Below are 14610 nucleotides of genomic sequence, written 5' to 3' on the forward strand. Positions count from 1 at the left end.
GTTTTGACACAAGAGACACAAATCCCATTTTTGCCCGAATCCACACAAAAAGATCCGTGCTTTATTTTGCAAAAGCGAAAGCGCTGTGTTCATCGATCGTGAAACAGCGCTTTCGTCCTAGTATTTAATTGGTTCAGTTATAATTTTACTTTACCCATCAACGGATCCGTCTTACTTGATTTACCAGTCTCTATATGTCCAGCATAGCAGAATTTGACCGCATGATCTTCTGAACACGTTATTTCGATATCATACCAACCTTCACTCTTGCTGCAATCGATTTCAACCAAAGCAGGATCATCCTTGCGCATTGCCTTCGCATGGAAAAGATCATAGGAACAGTCTTTAAGATGTAAATCCCAATTTAGCGACTCTGATTGTACACAAAGAATAGGCTTTCCAGCAACTACTTTCGTATACACATCAATAGCTGGAATATGTGACTTTGCGCCTTCAATCGCACGATAGAAACCATTAGGGCCATGCAATGCAAATGATATGTACTCTCCTACAATTTTATCGAGTTCCCATTCATACGCTAATTGATCCCCTTCCCGTACCGTAAAATTCCAAACTTTACCCGCCGGATGGCCATCATACGCCTCATAGGAAATAACATAATAAGGCATGCCCGCTCCCGCTTTAGCTGTATTGAGCCTTCTTTCCAAGGTTGAGCTGATGGAAAGCATCGTTGGTGTATGTTGTACTTTTAGCTGCAATTCATAAGGTAAAGCACAAGCATCCTTCCATCCCTGCTCTTGCATCTGCATAGCTGCATGATACTGACCTGTCGATTTGATTTCCTCCAGTTTTTGGCTGTCGATTTTCACAAAATCTGTTGGGAGTTTTTTATTCCTGGCGGAGAATATACGTTCAACATACCCGTCTCTGTCTACCGGATTAAGCCTTGTTTTGGAAATGTTATCTACAGGACGAAAAGAAGTTGTTAAGTCGCCACAGACCATTCTTCGCCATTGACTGATGTTTTCTTCCCGTATCACCTTACCCGTTTTCTTCTCCAAAAAATATTCTAAAAATTGAAGACAGGAGGTGTGGTCAAAAACTTCGGAATTGACCCAACCACCCTTAGACCAGGGTGAAGCTATCACCATTGGTACGCGATAGCCCAAACCAATAGGACTTTCAAAACTTACATTATTACTATTTCTCCTTTTTCGCTCCTGTTCTAGCGTAACATATTCATCCGAAGTGTCGATTTCTGACACGGCACCCCGATCTTTGTTCGTGCTCAATGGCGGAACAAAAGGAGCGATATGATCAAAATATCCATCATTTTCGTCATAAGTTAAGATGAAAATCGTCTTTTTCCAAACCTCAGGGTCTTTGGTCAATATATCGAGGACTTCGGATACGTACCATGCCCCATACCAAGGTGAGCCCGGATGATCCGAAAAACGACAAGGTGCCACTAACCACGACACTGTAGGTAATTGGCGATCTTCAACATCTTTTCTAAACTGATAAAAAACATCTCCGGCTGGCACCTCAACTTCCTGCCGCTTTCCACCTTCTTTATAACTTAATTTATCAAGTTTGTGAAAGTTGGGATCAGCTAGATTAGTCACAAATGCATTGTGATGGATATCTTTTTCGAACTGGGATAGCTTTTCAAAATTCTCGGGCGTATAATGAATGACATCCCTTTTCAAATCCTCCAATTCCGCTTTGGCTTTGTGCAGCAATTCTTCTTTTGGATTTGTTTCCAAAAATTTATGCAGCTCTTTTACCCGTTCTTTCATCCACTGATAATGTGCCAAATGATATCTTACACCATATTGTTGGTGAAACTCCAGGTTGTTATCTGTAAAATTGGCCAACCAATCTTCCTCTTCTCCTTTAAAGCCTACTGGTAAACTTAGTTCATTTTGATAAACTTTCCACGAGACCCCTGCTTTTTGCAGTCGTTCAGGATAGGTTTTCCATTTGACATCCTTGTAGTTGATCTGACCATTGTCTACATGCGCAACAGATTCGGGATTACGGGGTTCTTCGCGCACTGTACCAGTCCAAAAATACGATCGATTAGCGCTCGTTCCCGTCAGTGAAGAACAAAAATGCTGGTCACAAATTGTAAATGCATCTGCAAAAGCATAATAAAAAGGAATATCCGCACGGTTATAATAACCCATTGTTAAAGGCATAGCCTTATATTCTGAATTGCCAGAGCTCTTTGCTTCCAACCAATTATCCATTTTCCCGTCATGACGAGCAGCAACCATATCACGCCAACCATGCGGAAGCGACCCCATCCAAGTCGATTTACTATTGACGATATCTAAATGGAAAGGTGCAAAATATGCACCTTCCTTATTTCCTTGTATCCATACAGGTAGACCATTCGGCAATTTCATCGCGCGGGGATCGTTAAAGCCACGTACACCCTTCAAAGTTCCAAAACAGTGGTCAAACGATCTGTTTTCCTGCATCAAAAAGACAACATGTTCGGCATCCAAAAAAGTTGATCCTTTTGGAGCTTCAATCGCCAAGGCTTTTTGTATTGATTCAGGCAGCCAGTTTATGGCGACTGTACTCCCTGCCAGCATGGCTGCTTTTTTTAAAAATACCCTCCTTGAATCCATTATTTTAACCACCAAGTCTGTAAATTAATATTGTCATTTCCGCCAAATTGTGATTTGATCGCATCAGATACATTCGCTGTATTATTATTGTACTCATCTTGAGGATACATCCAGCGATAGGCTGTTTTCACATTCGCCGATTTACGGAAACTCGGATATCCCGTGCGCAAATGATCAAAATAAGCCGAGTATCCCCCCTGATGAAATGAGCGCAGGTATTTCTGCATCAAGATACGTTCGAGCTTTTGCTCATTGGAGCTAGCCCCGTCAAGACTTACCGAATTTTGTTCAAGATATTTGGCAGCTTGTGCTTCATTTGTATAAGTTCCTATATTTTTCGCATACTTTTCATAAAATTTGAACGATGCCTGTACTCCTTTGGTATACGTTGCATTGAGATCGCCCGTTATCCAACCTTTCAAAATGGCTTCAGCCAAAATAAACTGCATCTCCGAACAGCCCAATAAGACCAATGGCTCAGCTGTGGGATCTTGATAAAATCGTTCGTGGACTTTCGATAATTTACCTAATACAGCTTTTGCATTCACCTGTGCATAAGGAACAATCGGATCTCCGCCTTCATAAGCCGTAAAGTCATTAATCGCTTTACCCGCTTCTTTACCCAGTCTTGTTTGTGTAGCGACGGCAAATAACCGCGGATCTTTCAGGTCCTGCAATCGTTGGATAAAAGTGGAATCCATATACATTCCCGATCCATAACCGCTAGAGTTAAATTCAGGATAGCGATTACCCTCTTGATTCAAAAAGATGAGTTGCCCATCTTCACCACCACCAACATCAGTGATTCTAGACTCATTGGTAAATATTTTTGAAAATTCTGTTGCTGCATTAAATGGAAGATCAGTCGTTTTCTTCGAAAGCGTCAATAGTACTTTTAGGCGAAATGAATTGACTAACTTGTTCCAATTGCCACTATTTCCACCATAAATAATATCCCCATTTATGGTGTTATTGTTCTTCTTCAGAATAATACTTGCTTCCTCGAGCTCCTTCAATACACCCACCAAAACGTCTTTCTGTGTATCGTATTTCGGCGCAAAAATTGCTAAATTTTCACCCTTTGCTGCTTCTGAATAAGGGACATCACCAAACGTTAAGGTAAGATTATAAAAATAATACGCACGGAAAAATTTTGCTAATGCCAAATAACTTTCAGCGCCAATACGTTCAGCTTCTTCGGTCATCTTGGTAATATTGCGAAGATTACCATATTGCTCAAAGCTTCCCCTTTGCCAATTATAAATTTGATTCGCATTTTCACCATCTGTTTGCAAAATCATTTTCAAGGCATATAGTGGTGAGGTACCGTGCCAGGTCCGAAAAGCATCCCATTCTACCTTCGTCAATAAAGCTTGCGGGTGGGTTGTTGTCGCTTCATTTGGATTAACATTTACTTCCGTCAATTTCTGACAAGAAGTCATGATTGAAAGAGAAAAGAATCCAAGAAATATATGTTTATTAAATAATTTCATCGTACTACTTTATTAAAACTTAAAATCTAGAGAAAAACCAATATATCGCGTGGAAGGATCTTGTAAGTTTCCATCGTTTCCAACACCAAAATCAGGATCGATATAAGGTACTTTCTTCCACATAGCCAAATTATAGCCAAATAGTGATGCATTTAAGGCCGTAAGCTGTTTTAATTTAAACACCTTATTGACATCATAACCTACCGACAGTCTACGTAGTTTTACAAATGATCGATCAAATACATTGGCAAACAGTTTACTTTCAGACTCTGTAACTCTGGCCTGATAAGGATAATTTTGACTCCAAGCCTGCCAATCAACAGCTTTTGTATTACTTGTATACGTTCGGGTATCTGAAGTAATATTACCGTTCACGTCGCGGGTAAGCTCACCTCCTGTTACGATCACCCCATCTGGCACAAAAACTGGTTTCCCTGCATCGTATTGTTCCTGACGATATAAGACCGAAGAAGGATGCTTTCCACCCCACCACATTTTTTCTATGGTTGTCGAGTTCATCACGCCGCCAATAGATCCGTCGAAATCAAGATTTACCTGAAATCCCTTAAATTTAAACTGGTTTGCAAAACCAAATTGCCAGTCCGGTTGAAAGTAACCTAAATACTGTGGAAATGGATTTTTGGTCGGCATACCCGTATTCGGATTCAAGATAACCTTACCATCAGCCGATTTTTCCCAGACAGTACCATAATAGCTGTCTGCACGATCGCCTTTTTTAAGATTACCGTATTTCGCTTGGTTATTGTAAATTTCTTCCAAACGCTGAATTGCACGGGACCAGTTTACAGTCGACGTCCACGAAAATTGTTCATTTTTAATTATATTTCCTGTCAAAGAAATTTCCAGTCCTTTTGTACGGTATTTATTTCCATTCACCTTGCGCGAAGTAAAAGCGGATGCTTGGGAAATACTCAAATCGATAATCTGATTTTTATCAACAACATTATAGTACGTTACATCAGCCGAAAGCCTATTTTTAAAGAAAGCCATAGAAGCACCAATTTCTAAAGAAATGGACTGCTGTGGAAGGATATCAGGATTAATAATACCTGCAGGATAGGTTACTGATGGCGTCGAACCATAGGTAACATCTTTTTTATAAGTCGCAGCAATGCTATAAGGATCCAGATCAGAAGATACCGATGCCCAGGAACTGTACAATTTAACAAAGTCAATTTGCGCTGGCAGTTTAAAATAATCGGAGATAACACTACTTAGCGAAACCGATGGATAAAAGAATGACTGATTTGCTTTTGATAATGTGGAAGACCAGTCATTTCTTCCCGAAAAATTCAGATAGGTGGACTTAAACACATTTAAGTTTACCGACGCATAAGCACTTCGGATTATTTTCTCAGTTGTTGTATTTGTTGCCTTAACTGGACCTTGGGTATTGCCTAAGTTGTAGACAAATGGTACAACTAAACCATCAGTAGTTTGATAAAGCTCACGATAATCTCTTTTGAAAGTGGAAGATCCCGCATTAACGGTTACACCGAAATTATCAGACAACTGCTTAATATAGGTTGCTAAGACGTCCGCATCAAAATTGAGCTGCTTGCTATCCCAGTTTTTATAATCCCCATTCCGTGAATCGCCATAATTCATGTAAGACTTGGGACTCTGCATGTCCTGGAATAGATTTTTTTGTCTTGCTGCAGCACGACCTTTGATGGTAAATTCAGGTGAAATGCGCCAAGTTAAAGCAGTCTGCCCGGCCAAAATATCCTGATCGTATACTTGGTTCAGCTCATTAGCTGCAAAATAAGGGTTGTTGTACCAAGCATAGTTATAGTTTGCTTGACGATAGCCTTCCTGTCCCGGAATATAGAGGTGATCCTTTAATTCCTGTCCATTTACATCATTTCCCATCCACAACAGAATCGTATACATATGATTTTTAGGTCCATATCCATACCTTGGATAATTTGGAGATTTCACTTTGTTATAGGATAAGTTAAGATCTAATTGTACCTCAGGAGTAAAACGGTAAGAGGTATTCAAATTTAATCCACCTGTAGAAAGCTTTGTATTGGGCACCTGACCTTTTTGATAGGCATATTTTCCTGTTCCAAATATGCTTACCTTTTCCGAACGATACGATAATGTCGCATTATTCTCGGTAATCAGTCCAGTTCCAAGGAAATCCTCTAAATTGTTATGTGCGACCCAATCAATCGGCACTCTTTCGTAACGTGACTTATCATTATACTTGGTTCCACTCACATCGCCCCACCAAGGAATCACTTCACCAGTTTGCTTATCACGAATCGGACTGTTCCATTGTGCCACCTTTATTCCGGAGTTCAATTTGGGTCCCCATGTCATATCTCCATCTGAAATCCCCCCATCAGCACCATCCCAAAACTCATATTTACCGTTGGATCCACTTCCGAACTCCTTTTGCGACTCAGGAAAAACTGTAAATCCAGCAGAAAACATATTACTGGTTCCAACCGAAAACTCCAGCCTATCACTTTTTGCACTTTTGGTTGTAATTAAGATCGCGCCATTTTTACCGCGCGATCCATATAAAGATGAAGCAGCTGTTCCTTTCAGCACATTGATATTTTCTATGTTTTGACTGGACATGTCGTAAAAATCAGATTCTACAGGAATACCATCTACGACAATAAGAGGGATCTTACCACGCAATTGAAAAGATGGTGCCTGAAAAATCCCCGTTGGATTATTAACGATAAGACCAGATACTTGTCCCGTTAGCGCTGTACCAATATTCATTGTTTTAGACTCTTTAAGTACGTCTAATTTGACTTCTTGGGTAGCGTAACCAATTTGCTTCTTTTGTTGCTTGATACCAATTGCCGTGACAACAACCTCATCCAACTTTGAATCATCCTTTTCCAAAACCACCACAAGATCCCCATCTGTAGCAGTTATTGTAGCTGTTTTATATCCTAAAGAAGAAACACGGATTTGGTCGCCAACCTGACCTTTCAGATTGAATTTACCATTAAACTCTGTACGCGTACTCTGTTTGCTGGTTTCATTGATGATCGTGCCGCCGTCAATAGGTTTGCCGTCCTGATCCTTAACAATCCCTTTAATAATAGCTTGATCGGCAATTTCGAGCTTGGTAGTTTCATTCGCAAAGTTTGCCCATACGCTATCGACATGTGCCGCATTCAGCAATGCAATAGCTAAGGTCACCTGAGCTGTTTTCCTAAATTGAGGTAGTTTAATAGGTTTCATTATTTTGAATTTTGCCCAAAAAAATGAAACCTATATTACTAGAAGATGAGTAGTATATTAACAATGCAATCTTAAAGATTGCTTAACTTAACATTAACATCGTTCGTGCTGCAATGTCTTATACATCAGTTTGCATATTGAGCTTCCGCGTGATTCGTCGAACCGCATAGATGACTATAATGAAAATAATCCAGTCTATCGCCGCGCTCGCTACATAAATGCTGTGTACACCAAAATATTTTGGCGCAATAATTAAGATAGGAATATAAAATACAACCTGTCGCAATACACTAATAAAAGTCGCAGGCTTGGCATGATCAATGGAAGGAAACCACACCATCGCCATAAAAATAAATGGAAGAACCAATAAAACACTCATGTAAATTCTGAAATCCATTAGCTGCTGTATTGAAAAAATCGCTCCTGGGATCATGATCGATATCACAGCAACGGGATGCAGCATCACCAGCAACCAGAACGGGAGCAGAATCAGCAGCCCAGTAATGGCAAATAAACGGTACGAATTGATACTTCTCGTATACTGCCCAGCACCATAATTCATCCCCGTTACAGGCTGCAAAGCCCGCATAAGCCCCCATAGTGGGGTATTTAATAAAATATAAAGCCGATTGATCGCCGTAAAAAACGTAATATCCATATTATTTCCGTAATTGGCCAATGCGTTGAAGACAACAATATTCTGGATTACAATCATGACCATCATGACAAAGCCGGGCATTCCTAATGAAAGCGTTTCTTTTAAAATCGATAAATCCCAAGATAAAGACCAAAACTTTGTTTTGAACGAAGCCTTTCCCCCGGCGTAATACCATACACCTAAAAATGTGTAGATGATCATCGATATATTGGTTGCCCAAGCTGCTCCTGAAACACCCCAACCAAAGTGTTCTATAAAAACCGGTTTAAGTAGGACATCAACAAGCAATCCTATTGCAATCATCCAGGCCGCAGTTTTCATACGACCCTCTGCACGAATAATCATGTTGAGGGACAAACCATAAATCCAGAAAAAACTACCCAATATGGTTGCTCGAAAGTAATCCACCCCAAGAGCCAATAAATCACCTCTACCCCCCATCATGTAGACTAATTTGTCGGCAAATGCATAGCAAGGGAGCGTAATTATAAGAGAGAAAATAATAGCCAAAAAATGCACCGTACCAAATGACCTATGTAATTTCTCCTGTTGATCCCCACCTATCCAAATACTAATTGCTGCCCCCATACCTGTTCCGATCAGGGTACCAAAACCTTGTGCAAATTGGGCTAAAGGATAGGTTACACCGACAGCTGCCAACGCTGTATTGTTAATCAGATGACCAACAAAAATACCATCCAGAAAATTATTCAGACCATACAGGACCATTGCAATCACGGCAGGCCACGACATCTGCCACATCACCCTACTTAACTTACCGTTTAAGATCAGTTGTTTCTGTTTCTCCATAACCTATCGTAAACGTTAGGCCTGGATTTCTTCACTCTCACTACGGCGATCTGTAGCAGATTTATCTTCAGCAACTCCAGCTTTCCAATACGAATAAGCATAAAGCTCCTCTCTTCCCCAACCGAGATCCTTACGCAAATAATTGCGAATCTCCTTAACTGTCGAAAATTCAGCAGCTACATAAGCAAATTTATCCGCTACAGGCAAGGATCTGATCTTCACCAAATCCGCCAAAAGGCTACCTTCCTGTGGCGTATCATTATGTAACCAAATAAAATCAATAGCAGCCTTAGTCTTCAATTGCTGTATATCTTCGCTACCATGTACTTCAATCATACAGATTCCCTTTGCCAAAGGTGGCAAATCTTCTAAGATTGCCCCCAGAACAGGAATTGCAGTTGCATCCCCAACAAGGAGATAGTTAGCTGCAACTTCATATAGAGACGTCTTACCTGCTTTCATCAGAATCCCAAGCACGTCGCCAGGTTTTGCAGCCATAGCCCAAGCTGAAGCTGGCCCCTCATCACCATGGGCAACGAAATCAATCCATACTTCATTTCTATCAAGGTTGATACCGCGATGTGTATAAGTTCGAACTGTTGGCCTAATCGCCTCATCCATCGGCTTCCACTGCCCTCGTTCATAATCAAATTCTGGAAAATAAATGCGATCTACATGCTTTGGCGGAATCAAGATCTTGTTATTGACTCCGACGGTCGTATTAGCGATTTGATCTACACCATCACCAGTCAAATAAACACGAATATAATGTGGCGTCAGGTATTCTTTTCTACTTACAGTCAGGGCGAGCTGTATTACTTTCATTTCAGTTTTTCCCATGATTTTCTAATTACGTACATATTTGATCAAAAGACCATTATTAAGAATCTTTCTAAACAAAGGTAATTATTCGACTTTTATCAAACCCGATTCATGCGCTATTAAAACTTCCGTAAGAAGGAATAAAAGGTCCGTAAAGTGTAAAAAAAACTATTCCACATTACAAGGTATTTTTTAGCTTACTCGGTGGGATTCCAAATTTACGTTTAAAGGCGTCCGAAAAATGGCGTTGATTTTTGTAACCAACCAAATCAGAAACTTCACCGATTGTTCGATCTTCATCTAAGATCAGTTTCTTGGCATGTTCCATTTTTGCGTCATGCCAAAAACCAAAAACAGTCGTACCAAATAGCTCCTTAAAACCTTTTTTCAATGTGAATTCATTGGTACCCACCAGATGCGCGAGATTGACTAGTGTACTATTGGTATCCATATTTTTTAGTAGAAACTCACGAACGGCATATATCTTATCGATATCGGCTTTTTTTAACGAAACTGCTACAAAATCCTCTTCCTGAAACTGTTCCAATTGAAGAAGCAAGAGCTCCATAATCTTTGCTTCCAGGAAAATTTTCTTAAAAATTCCCTTTCGTTGACAATTGATTACATCGTCGATAATTTCATACATATCGTGGGTAATCCGTCTATGCATATTGGTTAGCAATCCCGATTTACCACGGTCAATAGCATTCCGAAAATCTGCAAAGAATTTAGAATCTTCGGGCAGGAATCTTTTAAAAAATTCGGGCGATAAGTTTATTTCACATAACTGAAACTCCTGATTCCCCCACTCCATTTGACCACACATTGAATTTCCGTAAATAATATTATGCTGGTATGTCTCAAAATTTACACCTAAGGGCATCATTTCGCCACTCGCCTGACTATTGCCTTTTAAGGCAAAGTGCATTTCAACTGTTTCAAAATCACTTTCAAAACGAAACCGCATCCGTTTAAATAACTGTGCATGACCGTAACCAATATGAATACCATCGAAGAAAACCTCCTTATAAAAACCTTTTCCAAATCTAGTATCTAAATGTGTTACAGATTCATAAATTCCAGTGTCGACAGAAAAGTAGGTACTTGGGTAAGTCCGCTCCAATAATAAATTGGGTGAATCAATATCATATAATCTTAGTGCCATTTTTAATTCCTTTTAGGATTCAAATAGTCTTACGCACATTAGGTAATATACCTTAACAGAAATATTCCCTTCGACGGACATTTTACTCCCTTATGCAGACCCCATAACAATAGAATGCCTGCTATCTTTGACTAAAGTATAAAATTATTTAGAATCATTCTTAATTATTTGAAAAATAATTCACTATGGATACAAATAGAAATCAGGATATGGCAGACAACTTTCCACTCATCCAGGATAGCATTTATAATAACATCAAGATTGCCAATCCAAATGCAACGAAACATGACATTATTTTATCCGCAGAAAAAGCGAAAGTCTTAGATTTCGCCTGGGAATTTCCAAAGGGGCTCGACACATGGATTGATGATAGCAGATATCCTTTATCCAGCATACAACAACAACAAATTCAACTGGCCCGTAAATTTTTAAGGGCATTGTCGTAATGACAATGCCCTCCTTATGCTATGCCGGGTAGCGTACTGGGGGAGCATAACTATTTATCACCTCAGTTTACAATAACCAGCCCTTTACGAGATCGTTATGTTTCTTGACCCATTCTTTTGCCGTAAATGCTTTGTCCTGGCTTCCCTGCATTTTTGACAACAAATCAGCCATTGTTGATTCATCGAAGTAGACTTTGGAGAAAAATCGGGCTAGCTCAGGCTGCTCAATGTTAAAGTTTCCCCGTGCAAAAATTTTAATTTGCTCGGCATCACCCAATGTCTTTTTGGGGTCATCCAAAAACTTCAATTTCATTTTAGCAAACATCCAATGCGGCTGCCAGCCAGCTACCACAATCCAACGTTTTGCTTTGATTGCATTTTGCAATTCCGTGATCATAGCTACGGTAGATGAGTTCACATGCTTATAATCGAGGCTATAATCTTTGATCACCTGATCCACGGCACGTGTTATTCCAGCCCCTTTTTCTATTCCAATGATCCGTTTATCAAACTCTTTTTCATGTTTTTTCAACTCTTCAATTCCATCAATTGTTACGTAATCCGGTACAACAAGTCCATTTCGCGCATGGTTATAACTCGTTCCAAGCTCTTCAATATTGGGGAATTTAGCCACTTTACTTCCATGGGTCAATGGCAGCCAGACATCCATATATAGATCTGTATCGCCATTGTTCATGGAGGCTAAGATCATATCTGGCGTAGCCCGCTGGACAACAACATGATATCCCTTTTCTTCCATAATAACTTTTGCGACCTCTGTCATTGCGACCCCTTCGGCCCAGCCATCGACCATACCGATATGAATAATATTTTTATTCCGACCTGTGCTGCATGACGCAAGCAACAACACCATCAGACACAATACCATACTTTTTATTTTCCTCATACTATGCTTTCTTTTTTACAAAGCCCTGCGTGATTCGATCCAAAATAATAGCGAGAATCACAACGGACAAACCACTTTCAAAACCAAGACCAATATCCAAGTTATTAATACCCTCAAGCACTTTTTCTCCCAAGCCACCAGCAGCAATCATTCCGGCAATAACAACCATAGATAAAGACAGTAATATGGTCTGATTGATCCCTGCTAAGATTGTTTTTGTAGCCAAGGGCAGTTCTACTTTAAATAAGATCTGACTATTGGTCGCGCCAAATGAACGTGCAGCTTCAACGATATCTTTTGGAACCGCATCAATCCCTAAAGTCGTCAAACGGACGGCAGGTGGCATAGCGAAAATAATGGTAGCAAAAGCTCCCGGGACTTTACCGATACTAAAAAATAACACCGCTGGAATCAAGTAAACAAAGGCAGGCATCGTCTGCATTAAATCAAGTAAGGGCCGAATGATTTTCGCTGCTAGTTTATTCTTCGCGGCCCACACACCCAAAGGAACTGATATAACCAAGGCTGTCAAGGTAGCGACCAATACCAGCGCCAAAGTCTCCATCGTTGCAATCCAAAATCCCATCAGATAGATCAATGTTAATCCCAACAATGTCGTCAGTGCGACCCCTTTCCCAGATTTCCACCAGGCTAATGCTGTAAATAATGCGATGATAATAAAAAAAGGTATCGTTGTTAACACCCATTCCAGTCCAATAATGGATGCATTCCCTGTATTTTTTATCAGGTTAAAAAATGGCTCTAAATGATCTGTCAGCCAATTGACGGCTACAGCGATGTATTGTCCTATATCGATTACTTTATTCATTTCTACTGATTATTTGCTTTCTCTTTTAATTCAATAATTTCTTCTTCATTATACTTTGTCGCTTCGATAATCAACGATGTCTGTGTTACGATCCCCAACAAACGATTATGTTCATTCACCACAGCGATTGGCGACCGGATCTCCGATATCAGGGGCAACATTTCTTCAACGGTCACCTCTTTTGATACGGTTGGAACGTTGGCATGTATAATGGATTCTACGGTGGGTTCCCTACGCTTTGCCGATTGAATGACTTCACTCATATGAACAAAACCAAGGAAAGTATCATGCGCATCGACTACGGGGAGAATTTCAATTCCTGTCGCCCGCATTTTCCGCAGCGCCCCCTCAGGGCCATCTTTTTTGAAACGTACAACAGTAGGTTTCTCAAACATCAGTGAACCTGCCGAAATGATCGACTTGCGATCCACTTTTTCAACAAAGGCTTTAACATACTCACTTGCTGGATTTGTCAAGATATCTTCCGCAGTACCGATCTGTTCGATGACACCATCTTTCATAATAGCAATACGATCGCCCAATTTGATCGCTTCATCGAGATCATGGGTAATAAATACGATTGTTTTTTGTAGATTATCCTGCAACTCCAGTAACTGATCTTGCATTTCTGTTTTAATCAGGGGATCCAGAGCTGAAAATGCCTCATCCATCAGTAGTACTTCAGGATCATTTGCAAGTGCCCGAGCCAGTCCAACCCGCTGTTGCATACCACCCGATAACTGAGAAGGTAGCTGTTGTTCAAATCCACTGAGCCCGACGACATCAAGCGCTTGCTGCGCTTTAGATTCCCGTTTGTCCCGTTCTTCCCCTCGTAGTTCTAAACCGAAAGCAGCATTGCTCAACACGGTATGATGTGGCAACAGACCAAACTTTTGAAAGACCATACTCATTTCTGTTCGACGGACTTCAAGAAGATCTTTATTATTTTTCCCTGTTATATCCTCACCATTGATATAAACCTTTCCTGATGTCGGTTCGTTCAATCGATTCAGACAACGGAGCAGGGTAGATTTCCCACTTCCCGAAAGCCCCATTATAACGAAAAATTCCCCCTCGAAGATTTCAAAATTAGCTTTGTTAATCCCAATAGTACAGCCCGTTTTCGCTAAAATATCCTTCTTCGAGAAACCCTCGTTCAGTAAATGCAAAGCTTGCTTCTTTTGCTTTCCGAAAACAAGTACCAAGTCTTCAACTTTTACTTTTACCTTGCTAGTTTTATCCATTCTTTAATTTTTTTGAACATAAATAAACCAAAAGGGCATAAGTGATCCACTAAGGCCATACGCCTACGCTATTTTCTTACAAATAAAAAATATCCCTACAGTTGAGTCCGTTTGATCGAAATCTTACTCGTACAGTTCAATCAACTTATTAACTAACATACTTTACTCTCGGTTCGGTAAGAGCAATGATGAAAAAGAAACTAATCTTTTAAAGACGAAATGCTCCATTTATAAAGCATCTCCAAAATATACTTCAACAAGTATAACGAACAACCTAGGCTGTGCCAAAGGCACAAAGCCATAGCGGAATAAACTCACGCCATTCTGTCTTTTGACGATACAAAGGTACGAAAAATAAATTAAACGCATTTTTCACAACCTATATAGTTAAAATACAGCTAG

At 40.1% G+C, this 14610-nt stretch carries 10 protein-coding genes; 1 reads left to right on the top strand and 9 read right to left on the bottom strand.

The features are described from left to right. Window positions 1-137 precede the first annotated feature (137 nt). From B3P16_RS05510 to B3P16_RS05535, 6 genes are all read right to left on the bottom strand, one after another. The gene (locus tag B3P16_RS05510; RefSeq protein ID WP_286777422.1) at window positions 138-2600 is read right to left on the bottom strand and encodes a phosphocholine-specific phospholipase C; all 2463 of its coding nucleotides are present in this window, start codon (window positions 2598-2600) and stop codon (window positions 138-140) included. Then, window positions 2600-4093, bottom strand: a complete 1494-nt coding sequence (locus B3P16_RS05515) for a SusD/RagB family nutrient-binding outer membrane lipoprotein (protein WP_070567949.1) — start codon at window positions 4091-4093, stop codon at window positions 2600-2602. The genes B3P16_RS05510 and B3P16_RS05515 overlap by 1 nt, the downstream gene beginning before the upstream one ends. Window positions 4094-4105: 12 nt before the next feature. Continuing rightward, window positions 4106-7327 (bottom strand): SusC/RagA family TonB-linked outer membrane protein, encoded by a 3222-nt coding sequence (locus B3P16_RS05520; protein WP_286841669.1) that lies wholly within the window; start codon window positions 7325-7327, stop codon window positions 4106-4108. 118 nt (window positions 7328-7445) lie between these two features. Further along, complete coding sequence (locus B3P16_RS05525; protein ID WP_070567951.1) at window positions 7446-8795, bottom strand: MATE family efflux transporter; 1350 nt, start codon at window positions 8793-8795, stop codon at window positions 7446-7448. Window positions 8796-8810: 15 nt separating this feature from the next. After that, window positions 8811-9635 (bottom strand): siderophore-interacting protein, encoded by an 825-nt coding sequence (locus B3P16_RS05530; protein WP_070567954.1) that lies wholly within the window; start codon window positions 9633-9635, stop codon window positions 8811-8813. 160 nt (window positions 9636-9795) lie between these two features. Then, window positions 9796-10782: a helix-turn-helix transcriptional regulator gene (locus B3P16_RS05535; RefSeq protein ID WP_070567956.1), complete on the bottom strand. Its 987-nt coding sequence runs from the start codon at window positions 10780-10782 to the stop codon at window positions 9796-9798. 185 nt (window positions 10783-10967) lie between these two features. Between B3P16_RS05535 and B3P16_RS05540 the strand changes: the two genes are divergently transcribed. Beyond that, on the top strand, window positions 10968-11228 hold the full coding sequence (locus tag B3P16_RS05540) for a hypothetical protein (RefSeq protein WP_286841672.1): 261 nt from the start codon (window positions 10968-10970) through the stop codon (window positions 11226-11228). 67 nt (window positions 11229-11295) lie between these two features. Here the strand turns inward: B3P16_RS05540 and B3P16_RS05545 are convergent, their stop codons facing one another. The 3 genes from B3P16_RS05545 to B3P16_RS05555 are packed head-to-tail and all read right to left on the bottom strand — an operon-like array spanning window position 11296 to window position 14208. Further along, window positions 11296-12135 (bottom strand): glycine betaine ABC transporter substrate-binding protein, encoded by an 840-nt coding sequence (locus B3P16_RS05545; RefSeq protein ID WP_088162284.1) that lies wholly within the window; start codon window positions 12133-12135, stop codon window positions 11296-11298. A gap of 1 nt (window position 12136) precedes the next feature. Continuing rightward, window positions 12137-12964, bottom strand: coding sequence for an ABC transporter permease (locus tag B3P16_RS05550; protein ID WP_046675376.1), 828 nt, complete (start codon window positions 12962-12964; stop codon window positions 12137-12139). Window positions 12965-12966: 2 nt separating this feature from the next. After that, the gene (locus tag B3P16_RS05555; RefSeq protein ID WP_046675375.1) at window positions 12967-14208 is read right to left on the bottom strand and encodes a quaternary amine ABC transporter ATP-binding protein; all 1242 of its coding nucleotides are present in this window, start codon (window positions 14206-14208) and stop codon (window positions 12967-12969) included. Window positions 14209-14610 lie beyond the last annotated feature (402 nt).

This window comes from Sphingobacterium sp. UBA7631, from assembly GCF_002483935.1.
In the GTDB taxonomy this organism is placed as follows: Bacteria; Bacteroidota; Bacteroidia; order Sphingobacteriales; family Sphingobacteriaceae; genus Sphingobacterium; species Sphingobacterium multivorum.

Excerpts from the sequence above, each read along its gene's own strand:
- B3P16_RS05530 (WP_070567954.1), bottom strand. The coding sequence starts at position 9,635 with ATGGGAAAAACTGAAATGAAAGTAATACAGCTCGCCCTGACTGTAAGT.
- B3P16_RS05540 (WP_286841672.1), top strand. The coding sequence starts at position 10,968 with ATGGATACAAATAGAAATCAGGATATGGCAGACAACTTTCCACTCATC.
- B3P16_RS05545 (WP_088162284.1), bottom strand. The coding sequence starts at position 12,135 with ATGAGGAAAATAAAAAGTATGGTATTGTGTCTGATGGTGTTGTTGCTT.
- B3P16_RS05520 (WP_286841669.1), bottom strand. The coding sequence starts at position 7,327 with ATGAAACCTATTAAACTACCTCAATTTAGGAAAACAGCTCAGGTGACC.
- B3P16_RS05555 (WP_046675375.1), bottom strand. The coding sequence starts at position 14,208 with ATGGATAAAACTAGCAAGGTAAAAGTAAAAGTTGAAGACTTGGTACTT.
- B3P16_RS05550 (WP_046675376.1), bottom strand. The coding sequence starts at position 12,964 with ATGAATAAAGTAATCGATATAGGACAATACATCGCTGTAGCCGTCAAT.
- B3P16_RS05515 (WP_070567949.1), bottom strand. The coding sequence starts at position 4,093 with ATGAAATTATTTAATAAACATATATTTCTTGGATTCTTTTCTCTTTCA.
- B3P16_RS05510 (WP_286777422.1), bottom strand. The coding sequence starts at position 2,600 with ATGGATTCAAGGAGGGTATTTTTAAAAAAAGCAGCCATGCTGGCAGGG.
- B3P16_RS05535 (WP_070567956.1), bottom strand. The coding sequence starts at position 10,782 with ATGGCACTAAGATTATATGATATTGATTCACCCAATTTATTATTGGAG.
- B3P16_RS05525 (WP_070567951.1), bottom strand. The coding sequence starts at position 8,795 with ATGGAGAAACAGAAACAACTGATCTTAAACGGTAAGTTAAGTAGGGTG.